This is a genomic window from Candidatus Pelagibacter sp. HIMB1746, from assembly GCF_052047555.1.
GTDB lineage: Bacteria > Pseudomonadota > Alphaproteobacteria > Pelagibacterales > Pelagibacteraceae > Pelagibacter.
Map to the genome: position 1 here is coordinate 1 of NZ_JBNAJZ010000007.1, position 19,116 is coordinate 19,116.

The window sequence follows — 19,116 nt, forward strand, 5'->3', positions numbered from 1 at the left end:
AAATAATTTGTTATCAATTAATCTTAAAGTAGACTCTGAACCAATTAAAATAATTAAACCAATAACAAAAATAAAGATTCTTTGTCTATTAAAATTTATATTTTCTTTTGATTTTATAATTAATAGCAACGCTGTAAGGATGAGCGATGGAATGTAAAAAGGGATTATTAATCTTTTATATAGTTCTTTTACTATATTACGTGAATTTTGAATTGTGCAATTTTCAATTTTAGTTTTTGTTTTACTAAAGTTAAATAATTCCAGTCCATATAGTAAATTTATGCATTTGATTAATTTTATTGAAGATAATTCTTGAGTTTTTATATAAGTTGTAGTGTTACTTTTGGTATCACTTAAGTTAATGTCAGACATGGAAAAACTTATGTTTGTAATCTTTCCATTCGTTTCAGTTATAGTTTCTCCATTAACCAATCTTAGAATTGGTATATTTCCTATTTTTATAAATTCACCTTTTTTTGCATAAGTAACTTGATAGCCTGTATTAGTTTTTTTTTTTAAATATAAGTTATAATAAACCCCATCCTTATCTTTTTTTTCATTGAAGATTGTCAAACCTTTAATATTGTCATTAAACTTTTTTGGTTTAATAAAATTTTCAAAAAAATTAAAATTTGAGTTTCTCAAATAAGATCTTGCAAGATCTTGAGTGTAAGGAATAATAAATGTTGTCAAAATTATCTGAAAAAGCAGTATTGCAAATGATATTTTCAAAAAAAAATTAATTAATTGAAACTTAGACACGCCAAAATTCCAAAATATCATTAACTCATTTTGGATTTCATATTTAGAAATTATATAAAAAAAACTAAAAAAAATTGAAAAGGGTATAATTTTACTGATTATTTTTGGAAAATTTAGCAGAGAATAACTAAAATATACTTGATAATCTCTACCATCTTCTATCATAATATCTAAGAAATTTACTGCTTGAAATATCCAAATAATTGTACTGATGCTAATTAGGGAAATTAGAAAAAAAGTTAAGCAATCAAATAAAATTTTTCTAAATAAAATTTTTTTCATTGAAATAAAGTATTTTTACTCATATATACCACTCATCTCACAAGGAATGTAGTAATTTATGTCGATAAATATTAGTTATAAAAATAATCTTAAAAACAAAAGCACTTTTTCCCATGTACTATTTGTGGATGATAAATTTAGCTTAACTAACTTAAAGAGACACATATCAAAATCAGAGTATGTTTTTATTTCAGATTTAATCAAAGCCAGAGATTTAAAAAAAGAAATATTAAGTTTTGATTTAAACTCAAAAAAACAAATTATATTAATTTCATATCCAAAAAATCTCAATTCTCTTTCAATAGAAAAATTAGGTGCAAAATTTTTTAATTTTATAAAAAATTCAAAAATAAATGATTATGTTATTAATTCTGAAACAACATCAGAAAATTTGAAAAACTTCATAGCTTTTTTTCTGCTTGGATTAAAATTAAAATCATACACATTCAATAAGTATAAAACAAAAAAAGATACAAAAAATACATCAATAATTGTTATTGGAAAAAATAACCCCTCATTAAATGATCAAATAAAATTTAAAGCAATAGAACAGGGTACGTTTTATACAAGAGATTTAGTTTCAGAACCTGGCAATATTTTGCACCCAGATGAATACGCAAAAAGATTAAAATTATTAGCTAGAGATGGTTTAAAAATAACTGTTTACGATGATAAAAAATTAAAAAAATTAGGGATGAATACATTGCTTGGTGTTGGCCAAGGCAGTGCAAGAGGTTCTTATTTGGTAACTATGGAATGGAATGGATTGAAAAACAATTCCAAACCTTTGGCATTTGTAGGTAAAGGAGTTTGTTTTGATACTGGAGGGATTTCACTTAAGCCAGCTAAATTTATGGAAGACATGACATATGATATGGCTGGTTCAGCAGTTGTTGTTGGATTAATGAAAAGTTTAGCTTTAAGAAAAGCAAAAGTGAATGCAGTTGGAGTTGTTGGCTTAGTAGAAAATATGCCAGGTGGAAATGCTCAAAGACCAGGAGATATAGTTAAATCTTATAGTGGAAAAACAGTTGAAATTTTAAATACCGATGCAGAAGGTAGACTAGTACTTGCTGATGCACTTACCTATACAGAAGAAAAATTTAAACCTAAATTTATAGTTGATCTAGCAACTCTAACTGGTGCAATAATTGTTTCATTAGGATCTGAGTACGCAGGTTTATTTTCAAATGATGATAATTTATCAAATCAATTAATCGAAGCTGGTGAAAAGGTTGAAGAAAAAGTTTGGAGAATGCCTTTAAATAAAAATTTTGATAAATTAATAGATTCTAAAAATGCTGACATGCAAAATATAAATTATGTTGGAGGAGCAGGCTCAACAACTGCAGCTCAATTTTTGCAAAGATTTATCTTAAAGAAAACACCATGGGCTCACCTAGATATAGCTGGAATGGCTTTCTCTAAATATGGAGGAGCATTAAATTCGGGTGGAGCAACCGGTTATGGTGTAAGATTATTAAATAAACTAATAGAGGACAAATATGAGTAATATCGAACAAACTTTATCAATTATAAAACCTGATGCAGTAGAGAGAAATCTCGAAAATGAAATAAAAGAAATGTTTAAAAGTAATGGTTTTTCAATTTTAAAAGAAAAGAAAATTCAAATTGAAAAATCTGAAGCTGAGAATTTTTATAAAGTTCATGAAACAAAGCCATTTTATAATGATTTATGTGAATACTTGTCCTCAGGACCAATAGTAGTAATGGTACTTGAAAAAGAAAATGCAGTTTTAGGAAATAGAGAATTGATGGGAGCAACAAATCCTAAAGATGCTGATGAAGGCACAATTAGAAAGAAATATGGGATTTCAATTGATAAAAACTCTGTTCATGGATCTGACAGTGTTGAAAATGCCAAAATTGAAATTGATTTCTTTTTTAAAGATTAAAGACTTTCAAAATAGCTTTTGGATATAATTTATGCTCTTGAGCTAGAATTTTTTTAGCAAGACTAACTGGGGAATCTTTTTTTAAAATATTAACTTTTTTTTGTAGAATTATTTTTCCAGAATCTAGTTTTGCATTTACAAAGTGTACAGTGCATCCTGAGTATTTATCTTTATTTTCTATAGCTCTTTCATGAGTATTTAAACCTTTATATTTTGGCAACAAGGAGGGATGAATATTTAAAATTTTCCCTTTAAAATTTTTAATAAAATTTTTAGAAAGAATTTTCATAAATCCTGCTAAGCAAACTAATTCAATTTTATTTATTGCAAGTTCATTAAGTATTTTTTTTTCAGCAATTTCTTTATTTTTGAAATGAATTATTTTTTTTTTTATTTTAAAAATGTCTCCATACTTCAAACCTTTGGCTAACTTATTATTAGTAATAATTAGTTTAACAGAAATAGGTGATTTGTTTAATTTAGAGAACTTAATTAGTGATTTTAAATTACTACCTGTTCCAGAAATAAATACTGCAGTTTTTATTTTATTTATTCCAGTTGATAGAACCATTTAATTTTACTTTATTTTTACCACTTATAATTTTTCCAATTACATATGGTTTGTAATTTTTAGGAAAATAACTTTGAATTTTGTTCAAGTTTTTTTGATTAATAATTAAACAAAAGCCAACACCACAGTTAAATGTTTTTAACATTTCATTTTCTGATATTCCATTTTTTTTAAGCCAATTAAAAATTTTTAAAGTTTTAATTTTACTTAAATCTATATCAGCAATCAAATTATCAGGTACAACTCTTTTAATGTTATCAGAAAGTCCTCCCCCTGTAATATTTGCACAACCATTAATAAGATTTTTTGAAATTAGCTTGATTATTTCTTTCACATATATTTTTGTTGGTTTCAAAAGTTCTGATTTTAAAAATTTATTATTATTTATATTAATTTTTTTTTTATTTATTAAATACCTTACAAGCGAGAACCCATTTGAATGTAATCCACTAGATGGTATTGCTAAAATTAAATTATTTTTTTTGATTTTTTTTTTGTTTAAGATTTTATTTTTACCAACAATACCAACAGCAAAACCAGCTATATCAAATTTACCTTTTGAATAAGTACCAGGCATCTCTGCTGTTTCTCCACCCACAAGTTCACAATCTGATAGTTTACATCCTCTAATAATTCCTTTTATGATCGATTTAAGTTTAATTAAATCAATTTTGTTTATTGAAATGTAATCTAAAAAAAGCAACGGTTTTGCACCTTGAACAATTAAATCGTTTACACTCATTGCCACAAGATCAATACCGATTGTATCAAATTTATTTAAAGAATTAGCTATTTCAATTTTAGTCCCAACACCATCAGTACATGCAACTATTTGAGGATGCTTTATATTACTTGGAATATTTGAAATAGAACCAAATCCCCCGATATTAGAAAACTTTTTTTTGCCCTTTTTTTTTGATGATATTGATGAAATGAAATTTACAAACTTATCAGCGGCTTTAATGTTAACACCACTTTTTTTATAGGTAAAATTTTTATTATTCATTACAATATTTTATGAGGTGTTTTTCAAAATTAATTAAACTGAAGAGTTTATATAATCTTTTTCTATTTCTTGCTTTATTAAATATTTTTTTTTCCACAGAAAATAGTGTTGCAAAAACATTTTCTATAAAAGAAATCGAAATATCATCTCCATTTAACGCCTCATTTGATAAAAATAAGATCATAAACCGAGGCTTTGTTGAAGCATATGAGGAACTTATTTTAACTATTGTTCAAAGCAAAGATCAAAAAAAACTTCAAAATTCTTCAACCAAAGAAGTTAAAAGATTAGTTGAAACATTTTCAATTGTTCAGGAAAACTTTATTAATGAAATATACAATCTTACTTTAAATGTAGAATTTAATAGAAGAAGTTTTTTTGAATTATTAAAAAAAAAAAATGTATTTCCTTCATCTATTATTCAAAAAGATTTAATTTTTTTTCCAATAGAAGTAGATGAAGAAAAAAATGAAATATTTCTTTTTTCAGAAAGTCAATTATTTAAAAATTGGAACTTTAAAAAAGAAAAATACCATCAACTAAATTACATTTTACCAAACGAGGATATCGACGATTATAATTTAATTAAAAAAAATATTAACAATTTAGAAGATTTTGATTTTAGAGAAATTTCAAAAAAATATAATTTTGAAGATTTTATTATAATGATTGTTTTTAAAAATAATCAAGAAATTCGAGTACTTAATCAAATAGTGTTTAACAAGAACCAAAATTTAAAAAATTTTAAATTCAAAAATATAAATTTAGAAAATTTAGAAGATTTAAAAAAATTCATAGATAAACAAAAAACAGTTTTTGAAGATTATTGGAAATTAAAAAACATAATAAATACATCAATTAAATTGGATTTGACTATATCAGTCGATAATAGCAATATAATTAAAATTGATCAGTTTGAAGAAACACTTTCAAATATAGAATTGGTTAATAAATTCAATATATTTAAATTTGATAATAAAAAAAACATTTATAAATTAATATTTAATGGTACCCGAGATCAGTTCTTAAATGTTATGAAAGATTATGATTATTTTTTTGAAATCAAAAATAAAATTTGGGTATTAGAATGAAATCTTTAAATCAAGAAATTTTAAAATTTGATTATGAACAAAACTTTCAAGATCAGGATTTTTATGTATCAAAATCTAATGAATTTTCATTTTTATTATTGAATAGTTGGCCTAAATGGGAAAAAAATTTTATAAATTTAATTGGTGAAAAATTTTCTGGAAAATCTCATTTAATTAATATTTTTTTACATAAATTTAAGGGTATTAAAATAAACGCAGCGGATATTAGTAATGAATATTTAAAAAAAATTAAAATCTATGAAAATATAATTATTGAAGATTTAAATAAAAATATTGATGAAAAGTTATTATTTACTTTTTTGAACAATATTGAGCAAGACAATAAATACTTAATTGTTACTTCAACCAAACCCATAGTTGATTACTCCTTTGAATTAAATGATTTAAATTCTAGAGCTAAAAATTTTATTTTATCAAAGATTGATAAACCAGAGGATGATTTATTATATGCCCTAATATTAAAAAATCTCTCCGATCGTCAGATATCAATTGATAAGAAATTAATAGATTTCATTATAAAAAGAATAGATAGATCCTATGGCAAAATATCTGAATTCATATATAAGATCGACGAAATTAGTTTAAAAAGGAAAAAACCAATCGATTTTAAAATTATTAAAGAAGCTTTAGGAGATTAATTGAGCAAATATAGAACACATACTTGTAACGAATTAAGAAAAGAAGACGTTGATAAAAAAGTATTTCTTTCAGGCTGGATCAATAAAAAACGAGATCATGGTAACTTATTATTCATAGATTTAAGAGATAATTATGGTGTCACACAATGTATTATAGATAAGGATAATAAAAATTTCAAAAACTTAGAAAAAACTCAATTAGAAACTGTTGTTAAAATCGAAGGTAAGGTTGTAGCTCGATCTGAAGATACAATTAACAAAGAAATAGGCACAGGAGAAATTGAGGTAAAAATTGATACTTACGAAGAACTAGGTTCTTGCAAAGAATTACCGATGCCAGTTTTCAGTGATCAAGAATATGCTGAGGAAATAAGGTTAAAATATAGATTTTTGGATCTAAGAAGAAAAAAAATACATGAAAATATAATCTTAAGATCAAAAGTTATTTCACATATTAGAAATGAAATGACTAAATTAGGTTTTTTGGAATTCCAAACACCAATATTAACATCCTCTAGTCCTGAGGGTGCTAGAGATTTTTTAGTTCCAAGTAGATTAAATCCAGGGAAGTTTTATGCGTTACCTCAAGCACCACAACAATTTAAACAACTAATTATGGTATCTGGTTTTGATAAGTATTTTCAAATAGCCCCTTGCTTTAGGGATGAGGATGCAAGAGCAGACAGAAGTCCAGGTGAATTTTATCAACTAGATTTAGAAATGTCTTTTGTAGAACAAGAAGATGTTTTTAAAGTAGTTGAAAAATTAATGGTTAATACTTTTAAAACATTTTCAAATAAAAAATTATTAAACGATAAGTTTCCAAGAATTTCTTACAAAGAAGCAATCTTAAAATATGGAAGTGATAAACCAGATTTAAGAAATCCACTTATAATAAATGATATTACTGAAATATTTACAAGAGAAGATGTATCTTTTGAAATATTTAAAAAGTTAGTAAAATCTGGTTCAAGAGTAAGATGCATAATAACAAAAAATACTAAGGACAAACCAAGAAGCTTTTTCGATAATATTGACAAATGGGCCAAAGAACAAGGAGCATCAGGTTTGGCTTATTTTACATTTGAAAAAGATACTGAGTTATCTGGTAAAGGACCTATAGGAAAATTTTTCACCAAAGAAGCATTGCTAGAAATAATGAATTTAACTAATGCAGAAGTAGGGGACAGTATTTTTCTAGCATGTGGCAAACAAAATGAATTAGAAAAAATAACTTCTCAGGCAAGAAATAAAATTGCAGAAGATTTAGATTTAATTGATGAAGATATTTTTGCGTTTTGCTGGATAGTTGATTATCCAATGTTTGAAAGAGATGAAGTAACCAATAAAATTGAATTTAGTCATAATCCATTTTCTATGCCACAAGGTGATTTGACAGAAAAAGAACTTGAAAATCCTCTAGAACTATTGGCTTATCAATACGATATTGTTTGTAATGGTATTGAATTATCCTCTGGCGCTATTAGAAATCATAAACCTGAACTTATGTATAAGTTATTCTCAATTGCTGGTTATGATAAGCGGCAAGTAGATGAAAAATTTAGTGGTATGATAAATGCATTAAGTTATGGCGCTCCACCTCACGGGGGTATTGCTCCTGGAATCGATAGAATTGTTATGCTGTTAGCTAATGAAAAAAATATTAGAGAAGTAACAATGTTTCCAATGAACCAGAATGCACAGGATTTGATGATGAACGCTCCATCTGATGTAAATCCTGAACAGTTAAAAGAATTAAATTTGTCTTTAAAAATTAAAAAATAAAAAATTATTTTTTGCCTTTAAGACTTATTTTAACATCAGATAAATCAACAAGATTTTTATTATAGTTATTTCTAACAAATCCTTTGCTAGTAATATCCTTTACAATTTTTAATAATTGATTTTGATCTTCATTTTCTTGAACATTCGTATCGTTTCCACCAATTGCAGGAGTATGTGCAAGATCTTCTCTGTTTTGGTAAGATATAGCTAACTCTCTAAAAATATAATCTAAAATAGAAGTTGCGCTCAATATTCTATCATTTCCATGTACTTTACCTGATGGTTCAAATTTTGTTCCCACGAATGCACTTATAAATTCATCTAATGGCACTCCGTATTGAAGACCTAAAGATACTGCTATAGCAAAGTTATTCATTAATGCCTTAACTAGTTCTCCTTCTTTACTTGTGTCGATAAATATTTCTCCAATTTTTCCATCTTCATATTCGCCTGTATGAAGATAAACTTTATGATCTCCAATTGTAGCTTTTTGAATATAGCCTTTTCGTCTGTCAGGCATACTAAATCTTTTGCCACCCTTTTCTGAGGGCTTGTTTAAGTTTTGAACGACGGTTTCTTTACTTATTGAATTTTCACTTGTACTTTTTGAGACAATTTCAATTTTTTTATTTTCAACTACTTTTTTATTATTTGGATCTAAACTTTTAGTTTTTCTATTGTCTAATTTGACATCTAAAACTTCGAATTTACCGTCGTCTCTTTTTTCTAAGTTTTTAAGCTCTGTTTCATTAATATCGTCTAAGTAATGATTCACCTTAAAGGTACAAGTATAATAAGTTTCTACAAGATATTTTGCCATTTTACCTCAGTTTAAAATTAGTTTGAAAATAGATTCTATTAATTTATATACTTATTCAAATTTTAGTCTAATTTAATTTTTACAATTTTTAATTGAAATAAAAAATAAAATAACATGTTGACACTTTTAAAAAAAATTTTCACTTGGTGGAATCAGGACACTTTTGGCACAAGATTAAAAACAATTTTTTTTGGAAAACTTGCTGGTACAGATCAGTTTGGAAATAAATATTACGAAGATAAAAAAGGAAAAAGATGGGTTATATATTCTGATGTTATTGATGCATCAAAAATTCCTGTAGAGTGGTATTCATGGATGCATTTTACACCAAACAAAATAGAAAAAAAACACGAGCTTGAAAAATATGAGTGGCAAAAACCTCATCAGTCAAACCTAACGGGAACAGAAGAAGCGTATTATCCAAATAAAAATAAAGATGGTGTTAAAAAAAAATATACTAGTTGGAAAGAGTAGTTTTTTTCTTTACTTACCAATCCTCTTTTTTCTATTTACAACTATTTCACATTCAAAAAGTCAACTTGAGGGTTCTTTTACAGAAATTAAGATTTTAGATAAAATTAGTTCTAAAAATACTTCATTAAAACTTAAAAATGGTCAATTGCTAAAATTTAAAGACTTATCAATTCAGAGTTTAAAATGTAAAAATTCTGAATTTGACGATAATCCAGAAGTTACTGCTTACATTCAAGTCAGAGATTTATCGAATCTAAATAATGATGAAGTTTTTGTTTTTAATGGATGGATGTTTTCATCAAGCCCTTCAATAACTCCATTTGATCATCCAATTTACGATGTGTGGCTAGTAAAATGTTATTAAACTATAGTATCTTTATCTAGCCAGCTTACATTAAAATCTGAATTGATAAATTTTTTATGGTTTAACAATTTTTTGTGAAGTGGGATAGTAGTTGTAATACCTTCAATAACAAATTCATCTAAAGATCGGTTCATTCTTTGAATAGCTTCAGTTCTGTTTCGCCCATGACAAATTAACTTACAAACCATGCTGTCATAATATGGAGTGACTTTATAACCCTGGAATATAGCACCATCTACTCTTGTTCTAAATCCAGATGGCTGGTGGCACATGCTTATAACTCCTGGAGAAGGTTGAAAATTTTTACTGGCATCCTCAGCGTTTATTCTGCATTCAATAGCATGACCTCTTGGATTAATGTCGCTTTGATGTAGTGCTGTTTCCTCAGAAAACGCTATCCAAATTTGTTCTTTAATAATATCTACTCCTGTAACCATTTCTGTAACAGGGTGTTCAACTTGAACTCTAGTATTCATTTCCAGAAAATAAAACTTTCCATCTTCATAGATAAACTCAACTGTGCCTGCACCCATGTACCCAATTTTAGAGACCATTTTTACAGTTTTTTCAAAAAGATCTTTTCTAATTTCATCATTCAAAACAGGACTTGGGGTTTCCTCAATAAGTTTTTGATGTCTTCTTTGAACAGAGCAATCTCTTTCATGCAAATGCACAACTCTGTTTTTTCCAGCGAGTATTTGAACTTCTATATGTCTTGGATTTTGAAAGAACTTCTCAATATATACTTCGTCATTACCAAAGTATTTTTGTGCCTCTGATTTAGCTGTTGAAAACAAAGTTTCAAATTCTTCCTCTTTATGTACTATTTTCATACCTTTTCCACCACCTCCACCTGAGGCTTTAATCAGAACAGGAAAACCAATTTTTTTACAAAGATCTTTTGCTTCATTAATATCCCTAACACCACCTTCAGATCCTTCAATAACTGGTAAACCATTTTCTTTAGCTATTCTTTTAGCTTGAATTTTATCACCCATCATTTCGATATGTTTGGATGATGCACCAATAAATTTAATTTTATTTTCTTCTAAAATTTTAGCAAAGTTAGCATTTTCTGATAAGAAGCCGTATCCTGGATGAACAGCGTCTGCATTAGTCAGTTCTATTGCAGACATCAATGCAGGAATATTTAAATAACTGTTTGCTGGTTGATGAGAACCTATACAGACACTTTCATCTGCCATTCTTACATGCATGCTTTCTCTATCAACATCTGAATGGACTGCTACAGTTGCTATACCCCATTCTTTACATGCTCTTATAATTCTAACTGCAATTTCCCCACGGTTTGCAATTAAAATTTTTTTAAACATTATTTATTCTAAAATAAGAATTGTTTGACCAAACTCAACTGGCTGACCATCATCAACACAAATTTCTTTTACAACACCATCATGGGTAGAAGGTACATGGTTCATTGTTTTCATTGCTTCAACAATCATTATTGTGTCACCCTTTTTAATTTTTTTACCGACTTCAACAAATTTTTTTGCCCCAGGTTCTGGTGCATGATAAGCAGTTCCAATTATTGGAGAAGTAATTTCTGTACCAGATTTAACACTTTCAGAAGATTTGGAAGCAGCAGTTAAATTTGTATTGTTTACAGATGCTGGAATTGTTTGATTGCTAATTGATACGTTATTTTTTGAAACTTTAATTTTAGTATCTTTTTCGGTAATTTCTATTTCAGTTAAATTAAACTCATCTAAATAATTACTAAGTTCTTTGATTATGTTTTTATCTATTTTCATTTTTGTAAAAGCTTTTGTAATGAAATTATGGCCAAAATATATCCTTCAGTGCCTAATCCAAAAATCCCACCTGTAGCAACTCCACTAATAAGTGATTTATGTCTAAATTCTTCTCTTTTATATATGTTTGATATATGCATTTCAATTATTGGTTTCTTGAACAATTCAAGTGCATCTCTTATTGCGACTGAAGTATGTGTAAATGCGGCAGCATTTATAATCATTCCATCATAAGTTTTACGTGCATCTTGAATTGTATTTACTAAATCTCCTTCCAAATTTGATTGGATAAATTCACAGTCTAGCCCAACTTCTTTTGATTTTTTTAAACAATTTTCTTTAAGTTGTTCATAGTTACCTGATCCATATTGTGATTGTTCTCTTTCACCTAATAGATTAAGATTTGGACCATTAATAATAATTATTTTATTATTCATTCAGCTTTTATATACGATGAAAAAAATAAAAATCAAAGTAAATGGTAAAAACAGATCAATTTCTGAAACATATAAACTTTCAGATTTAATAAAACACCTTAAAATTCCTATGAAAAAAGTAGCAATTGAACTTAATGAAGAAATAATAGATAAAAAAAATGTTAACAAAATTAAATTAAAACAAAACGACAAAATTGAGATTGTTCATTTTATAGGAGGAGGGTAGTATGAAAAAAGATAATCTCATCATTGCTAAAAAAAAATTTAAATCTAGATTAATTGTTGGTACTGGAAAGTATAAAACTATGTCTGAATGTGCGAAAGCTATCAAATTGTCAGGAGCAGAGATAGTAACTGTTGCAGTTAGAAGAGTAAATATTTCTGATAAGAACAAACCTTTGTTAATGGATTATATAAATCCAAAAAAGATTACCTATTTACCTAATACAGCGGGTTGTTTTAATTCTAAAGAAGCTTTGAGAACTTTGAGGTTAGCAAGAGAAATTGGTGGGTGGAAATTAGTTAAATTAGAAGTTTTGGGAGATAAAGAAAATTTATTTCCAGATATGATTGAAACTTTAAAATCTACTGAAGTTCTTACTAAAGAGGGGTTTAAAGTTATGGTTTATTGTAACGATGATCCATTAATGGCAAAAAGATTAGAAAATGTTGGGGCTGCTGCGATAATGCCACTAGCAGCACCAATTGGATCAGGTTTAGGAATACAAAATAAAATTAATATTCAAATAATCAGGAAACAAACTAAACTTCCGTTGATAATTGATGCAGGTCTTGGACAGGCTTCAGATGCTACAATTGCAATGGAGCTGGGTTGTGATGGAGTATTGGTAAACACTGCAATTGCGAAAGCAAAAAAACCATTTGATATGGCTCTTGCATTTAAAAATGCTGTTATTGCTGGAAGACAATCATATAACTCAGGAAGAATAGATAAAACTTTAATGGGAAACCCTTCTTCTCCATTAAAAGGTATTATTTAGTTTTTTTATAATATTTATTTTTTTTATAATTCTTTTTTATTTTTTTTACTTCTTTTTTTTGAGAAATTTTATCTTCTTTATTTTGGGTTTCTAAGTTTTTTAATTTTTCATAATGTTCAACAAGTTCAATAGTTTTTTTGGATTTGTTCTGAACGTTGATAATATATTCTGGAATTATCAGAGAGTTGTCACTAATGATATCAATTGTCATTTTATTTTTTTTTTCAAAGTAAGTTAAATCATTAACAAAGTTTTCTTTTAGAAAATCTGAAATTTTTTCACAGACTCTTACTTCAACAAATTTTGCTTTATTGGTTACAGCCTTTAATTCAACAATTTTTAATAATTTTTGAGCAAAAGACTCGTCTGTTAAAGTTACCTTCCATTTAACAGCACTTTCTCTCAATCTTTGTCGAGACATTTCTAAAAGTCCAAAATTACTTATTCTTCCTATTTGAATTCTTGCTCTATCAGATCTACATTTTTCCTTAAGCTTTCTTTCTACTAAGCGTCGGTTTCCAAAACTAAGCATATCAATGAAATCTATAATTATTAATCCTGATAAATCTCTTATTTTTATTTGTCTCGCAATTTCTTCTGCTGCTTCAATATTTGTGTCTAAAGCTGTGCTCTCAACATTTTTACCTTTAATTGAGCTACCAGAGTTAATATCTATCGATACAAGTGCTTCTGTAGGATTAATAACTAAATATCCTCCTGATTTGAGTTTAATTTCTGAGTCAAAAATTTGATTTAATTTTTGTTCAATATTTTCCTCAATAAATAGCGGTGTTCTTCCTCTATATTTTTTAACTTTTTTTACACTTGATGGCATCATTGTTTTCATAAAAGATTGGGCTTTTTTATAACCTTCATTTCCTTCAACAATAATTTGGTTAGTGCTATCATCGTACATATCTCTTAAAGTTCTTTTAATTATTTCACTTTCTTGATGAATCAAAGATGGAGCTATAGAGTTAATTGCATTATCTTTTATCTGTCCCCAAGTATTAATAAGAGTTGTTAAGTCACTATTGATTTCATTTTTTGTCTTGTTGCTTCCCGCTGTTCTTACAATTAAACCCATCTCTTTAGGAATTTCAATTTCATTTAAAATAGTTCTAATTTTTTTTCTATCAGCAGGATTAAATATTTTTCTAGAAATTCCACCACCTTTAGGTGTGTTTGGCATTAACACTATGTATTTTCCTGCGATTGAAATAAATGTGCTTAGTGCAGCACCTTTTTGACCTCTCTCGTCTTTGATGACTTGTACAAGAATTACCTGATTAGGTTTGATTACTTCTTGAATTTTGTATTTTTTAAATTTGAATTTTTTTTCAGGTTTTTTTTCAGTTTTTTCCTCTGTATCTGAATTTTCTTTTATCTCTATTTCCTCTTTATCAGATTCTAAATTTTCAACCTTTTCCTCTATTGGATCATCTATTTCAAGTTTGCCCTCAGCAATATTTTCTTCTTCTTTTGCCTCAACTTGCTTTGAAAGTTCTTCCCTTGCTTTTTCTTCTTCTTCTTTTATTTTTTCAAGATCAGCTTTTGGTATTTGATAATAATCTGACTGAATATCATTAAATGATAAAAATCCATGTCTTTCTCTTCCAAAGTCAACAAAAGCTGCTTGGAGCGAAGGTTCAATCCTGCTTACCTTACCTAAATAAATATTATTTTTTATTAAATTGTTTTTTAAACCTTCGTACTCGTAGTCTTCAATATTTTCACCTGATTTAAGTACAACTCTAGTTTCATTTGGATGCGATGCATCGATATATAAATTTTTTTCCATAATATGCTGATTGTTAATTTCATTAATTTTTTGTTTAGTAATAAATTTTGTTTATCTCTGATGCCTTATCTTTAACAAATTCCAAGATATAATGGAAACAAAATGAGTAAATTATTTAAAAATATTCTGTTATTTTCCTCTACTATTTTAATATTATTGGGTATTTTAATATTTAGTATTTTATGGAAATACTCTAACGATATTCCAGATTATAAATTTTTAAAGAGTTATAAGCCACCAGTCTCAAGCAAAGTTTACTCAAGAAATGGAGAATTGGTTGCAGATTTTTCAAAAGAAAAAAGAGTTTTTGTTCCGTACAATGCTATACCAAAAAATGTAATTAATTCATTTTTATCTGCAGAAGATAAAAATTTTTTCTCTCACCCTGGTGTAGATGCGAAAGGAGTTCTAAGAGCAGTTATAAACAATATTTCAAATACAATGGCTTCTAAAAGATTAGAAGGTGCCTCAACAATTACTCAACAAGTAGCAAAAAATTTTTTATTAACAAATGAAGTAAGTCTAAATAGAAAGATAAAAGAGGCAATTTTAGCATTTAGAATTGAGAGAGCGTTATCTAAAGAAAGAATATTAGAACTTTATTTAAATCAAATTTATCTTGGTAGTGGTGCCTATGGAGTGGCCGCCGCAAGTCTAGAATATTTTGACAAATCTATTAGAGAACTTAATTATTCAGAGGCTGCATTGTTAGCTGCTTTACCTAAAGCGCCTAGCAAATACAATCCTTATAAAGATAAAGATTTAGCAAAATTTAGAAGAAATTTAGTTTTAAAAAATTTATATGAAAATAATTATATTACATCTGAGTGGTTAGAAAAATTAAGTAATCAAGAAATTAAATTAAAGAAAAAACAAAAAATATACTTAGAGGACGCACAATATTATATTGAAGACGTTAGAAAAAATGTCATAGAAAGTTTGACATACGATAAAGTTTATAAACAAGGTCTAAATATCAATACTCCAATAGATTTAGATTTACAAAAAATTGCAACTAATTCTCTAAGATCTGGGTTAATTTCCTATGATCAGAGAAAAGGTTGGAGGGGAGCGCTAATTAACAAACCTTACAATTCAAATTGGTACAAAGATTTAGATAAATACAAACTTGAAAAATCAATTAATTGGAAATTAGCAATTGTAAAAAAATTAAATAAATTTTCAGCAATTGTAGAAACGATTGATGAAAATGATGGAGTTATTGAATATAAAGATATTTCATGGACAAAAAAAGAGTTTAACCAATTATTAAAAATTGGTGACATAATTTACGTGAAACATATAAAAGATAAAAAGTATAGTTTACAACAATTGCCAAAAATAAATGGAGGAATTGTTGTAATGGATCCTTATACGGGAAGAGTTTTGGCTCTTAATGGTGGTTTTAGTTTTAAAAAAAGTGAGTTTAATCGAGCAACACAAGCAAAAAGACAACCAGGATCTGCATTTAAACCATTCGTTTATGCTCTTGCTTTAGAAAATAATTATACACCTATATCATTAGTTTTGGATGCACCCTTAGTTTTAGATCAAGGAGATGATTTAAAGTTATGGAAACCAGAAAATTATGGAAAAAAATTTTATGGTCCATCTACAATCAGAACTGGATTGGAGAAATCAAGAAATCTAATGACAGTTAGAATAGCTCAAGATTTAGGGTTGGATAAAATTATTAACTATTCAAAAAAACTTTCAATTTATGAAAATCCTGAAGAACTTTTGTCAATTTCCTTAGGTTCTGCTGAAACTACTTTGTTGCAGCTTACATCTGCTTATTCTGTTTTTGTTAATGGAGGAAAACTTGTTGAGCCTGTTTTGATTGACAGGATTCAAGATAGTGAGGGAAATACTATTTATAATAATGATAAGAGATCTTGTTTAAATTGTGATGCAGTATCCTATCTTAGTGGCGATTATCCTGAGTTAAAAAATAAATTTACACAAATTTTTTCTGAAGAAACCGCATATCAAATGACGTCAATACTTGAAGGGGTAGTTCAAAGAGGAACCGCAAAAAAATTAAGAGATTTAAAATTAAATATAGCAGGAAAAACAGGAACAACGAATAATAATACTGATACTTGGTTCATTGGTTTTACATCAAACTTGTTAGTAGGTGTTTATGTTGGAATGGATAGTCCAACACCACTTGGTAAATTTGAAACAGGATCAAAAACAGCCTTACCAATATTCAAAAGTTTTATAAAAAATTCTGTTAAAAAGTCTGAGGCTAGACCATTTAAAGCTGCAAAAGATACAATTATGATGGTTGTGGATCCCTCAACAGGCCAGAAAGCTAAATTTACATCCAAAAATACAATAATTGAGGTTTTTAAAAAGAAAAATGTTGTAGATGGCAAAGTTCTTTATTCAAATTCTGATAGAATGGATATAAACAATATATTAAAGTTTTACTAATGGATAACAATTACCAAAATTACAAAGAAGAAATAAATAAGATTAATCAAAGAATTAAGGAGTATCTTTGAAAACAATAAAATTTATTCAAAACTTGAAAAATTAAATTCTCAAATGTTAGATGCCAATTTTTGGCAAGATAAAGATAATTCAAAAAAAGTTATAAAAGAAAAAAAACTCTACGAAGATTTAGTAAATTCTTTAAATCAGTCTATCCAAAAATTAAATGATTTTGACGATTTGAATGAGCTTGCTTTAGAGGAAAATAATCTGGCAGTTCAGGAAGAAACATTACAAAATATTAAAGATTTAAAAAAAGAAGTAAAAAAAAACGAAATCAAGTGTTTTTTATCAGACGAAGCAGACTCACTAGATTGCTATATAGAAATACATGCAGGTGCTGGAGGCACAGAAAGTCAAGACTGGGCAGATATGTTGAGAAGGATGTATTTGAAGTGGTCTGATAAAAAAAGTTTTACATCAAATTTAATTAGTGAGCACAAAGGAGATGAAGCTGGCATTAAATCAGCAACAATAAAAATTGAAGGTGATTATGTATTTGGTTGGCTAAAAAAAGAATCAGGCATTCATCGTTTGGTTAGAATTTCTCCATTTGACTCAGGAGCAAGAAGGCACACAAGTTTTGCAAGTGTCTGGATTTACCCAGTAGTAGATGAAAATATAAATGTTGAGATTTTAGAGAAAGATTTGAGAATAGATACTTATAGATCAAGCGGTGCAGGTGGACAGCATGTAAATACAACTGATAGCGCTGTAAGAATTACTCACATTCCATCGAAAATAGTAGTTCAATGCCAAAATGAAAGATCGCAACATAAAAATAAAGAAACTTGTATGAATATGTTAAAAGCAAGATTGTATGATTTTGAAATTAAAAAAAGAGAAGAGGAGAATCAAAGTACAGAAAACAGTAAATCAGAAATTGGTTGGGGGCATCAAATAAGATCATATGTTTTGCAACCTTATAGATTGGTAAAAGATAACAGAACAAATTTTGAAAGCACAAGTCCAGATAAAATTCTTGATGGAGAATTAGATGATTTTTTAGAACAATCTCTTTACAAAATTAAATGAAAATAAATATTTTTAAATACTTTTTATTATTACTAGGATTTTTAATATCACTAATATTTTATTTAAGCATTGTTGGAATAGAAACAAACAAATTTAATCAGCAGATAAAAGACACAGTTGTTCAAAGTAATAAGAATTTGGATGTATCTTTAAAAAAAGTAAAATTAATTCTTGATCCTTTTAAACTTAAAATAAATGCAAAAACTATTGGCGCAAATATATATTATGCAAATAGACCACTTGAGCTCGAATATATAAAAACTCAAGTATCACTTGATTCTATTCTTAAAAATAAATTAGTTTCCTCTAATTTTGAGGTAGCAACAAAGTCAATATTATTAAAGGATTTTGTTAAATTTATAAGAGCCACAAGTAACAAACCAGAATTATTAATTTTGGAAACTTTCATTAAAAAAGGACATGTAATTTTAGATCTAAATCTTAACTTAGATCAAAATGGAAAAATTAAAAATGATTACAAAATCAAAGGATTATTGAAGGATGGAAAATTTAAATTTTTTAATGGACTAGATTTTAATAATATTAATTTTTTATTTAATATAGAAAAAGACAAATATTTATTTGAAGATATTAAATTTGAAACAGATCAAATTGATTTTTCATCTAAATTATTAAAAGTTAACAAAAAGAACAATAATCATTATGTTGAAGGTAAGATTCAAAATTCTGAGGCAGTTTTATCAGATAATTTAATTAATATATTAAATTTAAATTTAAATAACTTTAATTTAAAAAATACCAAGTTTAGTTCTGAGAATATTTTTAATTTTGAAATAACTAATAAATTTAAATTAACTAATTTAAAAATAGACTCTGATAT

Annotated in this window: 20 protein-coding genes; 12 read left to right on the forward strand and 8 right to left on the reverse strand. The window is 27.1% G+C overall.

All coding sequences use genetic code 11. The features are described 5' to 3' along the window. Window positions 1–1,044, reverse strand: a 1,044-nt coding sequence (locus tag ACTTBM_RS07755) for an LptF/LptG family permease (protein ID WP_440635429.1), incomplete at its 3' end; no start/stop codon positions are given. A gap of 58 nt (window positions 1,045–1,102) precedes the next feature. On the opposite strand from ACTTBM_RS07755, the gene ACTTBM_RS07760 reads away from it, so the two are divergent. Together ACTTBM_RS07760 and ndk are read left to right on the forward strand one after the other, a co-directional pair. After that, entirely contained in the window at window positions 1,103–2,557 is a 1,455-nt protein-coding gene (locus ACTTBM_RS07760) for a leucyl aminopeptidase (RefSeq protein WP_440635430.1), read from the forward strand. A gap of 1 nt (window position 2,558) precedes the next feature. Next, window positions 2,559–2,960: a nucleoside-diphosphate kinase gene (gene ndk / locus ACTTBM_RS07765; protein ID WP_440635444.1), complete on the forward strand. Its 402-nt coding sequence runs from the start codon at window positions 2,559–2,561 to the stop codon at window positions 2,958–2,960. On the opposite strand, the gene purN is transcribed toward ndk, so the two are convergent. Continuing rightward, the gene (purN, locus tag ACTTBM_RS07770) at window positions 2,950–3,531 is read right to left on the reverse strand and encodes a phosphoribosylglycinamide formyltransferase (RefSeq protein ID WP_440635431.1); all 582 of its coding nucleotides are present in this window, start codon (window positions 3,529–3,531) and stop codon (window positions 2,950–2,952) included. The two genes, ndk and purN, sit on opposite strands and share 11 nt — an antisense overlap. Beyond that, window positions 3,506–4,537, reverse strand: coding sequence for a phosphoribosylformylglycinamidine cyclo-ligase (gene purM / locus ACTTBM_RS07775; protein ID WP_440635432.1), 1,032 nt, complete (start codon window positions 4,535–4,537; stop codon window positions 3,506–3,508). The genes purN and purM overlap by 26 nt, the downstream gene beginning before the upstream one ends. Window positions 4,538–4,548: 11 nt before the next feature. Between purM and ACTTBM_RS07780 the strand changes: the two genes are divergently transcribed. From ACTTBM_RS07780 to aspS, 3 genes are read left to right on the forward strand one after another with little or no spacing between them, the layout of a single operon-like run. After that, entirely contained in the window at window positions 4,549–5,628 is a 1,080-nt protein-coding gene (locus tag ACTTBM_RS07780; RefSeq protein ID WP_440635433.1) for a DUF2066 domain-containing protein, read from the forward strand. Next, window positions 5,625–6,287, forward strand: a complete 663-nt coding sequence (locus ACTTBM_RS07785) for a DNA replication protein (protein WP_440635434.1) — start codon at window positions 5,625–5,627, stop codon at window positions 6,285–6,287. Before ACTTBM_RS07780 ends, ACTTBM_RS07785 begins: the two co-directional genes overlap by 4 nt. Further along, the gene (aspS, locus tag ACTTBM_RS07790; protein WP_440635435.1) at window positions 6,288–8,072 is read left to right on the forward strand and encodes an aspartate--tRNA ligase; all 1,785 of its coding nucleotides are present in this window, start codon (window positions 6,288–6,290) and stop codon (window positions 8,070–8,072) included. It begins immediately after the preceding gene. 4 nt (window positions 8,073–8,076) lie between these two features. Here aspS and ACTTBM_RS07795 read toward each other — a convergent pair whose 3' ends face one another. Further along, window positions 8,077–8,892: a TSCPD domain-containing protein gene (locus ACTTBM_RS07795; protein ID WP_440635436.1), complete on the reverse strand. Its 816-nt coding sequence runs from the start codon at window positions 8,890–8,892 to the stop codon at window positions 8,077–8,079. Window positions 8,893–9,006: 114 nt separating this feature from the next. On the opposite strand from ACTTBM_RS07795, the gene ACTTBM_RS07800 reads away from it, so the two are divergent. Then, window positions 9,007–9,366, forward strand: a complete 360-nt coding sequence (locus ACTTBM_RS07800; RefSeq protein WP_440633944.1) for an NADH-ubiquinone oxidoreductase subunit NDUFA12 family protein — start codon at window positions 9,007–9,009, stop codon at window positions 9,364–9,366. After that, window positions 9,329–9,730 carry a DUF2155 domain-containing protein gene (locus ACTTBM_RS07805; protein WP_440635437.1) on the forward strand — a complete coding sequence of 134 codons (402 nt, stop codon included), beginning with the start codon at window positions 9,329–9,331 and terminating at the stop codon, window positions 9,728–9,730. Before ACTTBM_RS07800 ends, ACTTBM_RS07805 begins: the two co-directional genes overlap by 38 nt. On the opposite strand, the gene accC is transcribed toward ACTTBM_RS07805, so the two are convergent. From accC to aroQ, 3 genes are read right to left on the reverse strand one after another with little or no spacing between them, the layout of a single operon-like run. Further along, window positions 9,727–11,064 (reverse strand): acetyl-CoA carboxylase biotin carboxylase subunit, encoded by a 1,338-nt coding sequence (gene accC, locus ACTTBM_RS07810; protein ID WP_440635438.1) that lies wholly within the window; start codon window positions 11,062–11,064, stop codon window positions 9,727–9,729. The two genes, ACTTBM_RS07805 and accC, sit on opposite strands and share 4 nt — an antisense overlap. A gap of 3 nt (window positions 11,065–11,067) precedes the next feature. Then, window positions 11,068–11,502, reverse strand: coding sequence for an acetyl-CoA carboxylase biotin carboxyl carrier protein (locus ACTTBM_RS07815; protein WP_440614627.1), 435 nt, complete (start codon window positions 11,500–11,502; stop codon window positions 11,068–11,070). Next, window positions 11,499–11,939, reverse strand: coding sequence for a type II 3-dehydroquinate dehydratase (gene aroQ, locus ACTTBM_RS07820; RefSeq protein WP_440614626.1), 441 nt, complete (start codon window positions 11,937–11,939; stop codon window positions 11,499–11,501). The genes ACTTBM_RS07815 and aroQ overlap by 4 nt, the downstream gene beginning before the upstream one ends. 16 nt (window positions 11,940–11,955) lie before the next feature. On the opposite strand from aroQ, the gene thiS reads away from it, so the two are divergent. Beyond that, on the forward strand, window positions 11,956–12,165 hold the full coding sequence (gene thiS / locus ACTTBM_RS07825) for a sulfur carrier protein ThiS (RefSeq protein WP_075506542.1): 210 nt from the start codon (window positions 11,956–11,958) through the stop codon (window positions 12,163–12,165). Window position 12,166: 1 nt separating this feature from the next. Next, window positions 12,167–12,940, forward strand: coding sequence for a thiazole synthase (locus tag ACTTBM_RS07830; protein ID WP_440635439.1), 774 nt, complete (start codon window positions 12,167–12,169; stop codon window positions 12,938–12,940). Here ACTTBM_RS07830 and ACTTBM_RS07835 read toward each other — a convergent pair. Continuing rightward, on the reverse strand, window positions 12,933–14,741 hold the full coding sequence (locus ACTTBM_RS07835; protein WP_440635440.1) for an Rne/Rng family ribonuclease: 1,809 nt from the start codon (window positions 14,739–14,741) through the stop codon (window positions 12,933–12,935). The two genes, ACTTBM_RS07830 and ACTTBM_RS07835, sit on opposite strands and share 8 nt — an antisense overlap. A 102-nt stretch (window positions 14,742–14,843) precedes the next feature. Between ACTTBM_RS07835 and ACTTBM_RS07840 the strand changes: the two genes are divergently transcribed. From ACTTBM_RS07840 to ACTTBM_RS07850, 3 genes are all read left to right on the forward strand, one after another. After that, complete coding sequence (locus ACTTBM_RS07840; RefSeq protein ID WP_440635441.1) at window positions 14,844–17,180, forward strand: penicillin-binding protein 1A; 2,337 nt, start codon at window positions 14,844–14,846, stop codon at window positions 17,178–17,180. Window positions 17,181–17,216: 36 nt separating this feature from the next. Next, window positions 17,217–18,275: a peptide chain release factor 2 gene (gene prfB, locus ACTTBM_RS07845; protein WP_440635445.1), complete on the forward strand. Its 1,059-nt coding sequence runs from the start codon at window positions 17,217–17,219 to the stop codon at window positions 18,273–18,275. Continuing rightward, the coding region (locus ACTTBM_RS07850) for a hypothetical protein (protein ID WP_440635442.1) at window positions 18,272–19,116 on the forward strand (845 nt) is incomplete at its 3' end. The genes prfB and ACTTBM_RS07850, both read left to right, overlap by 4 nt.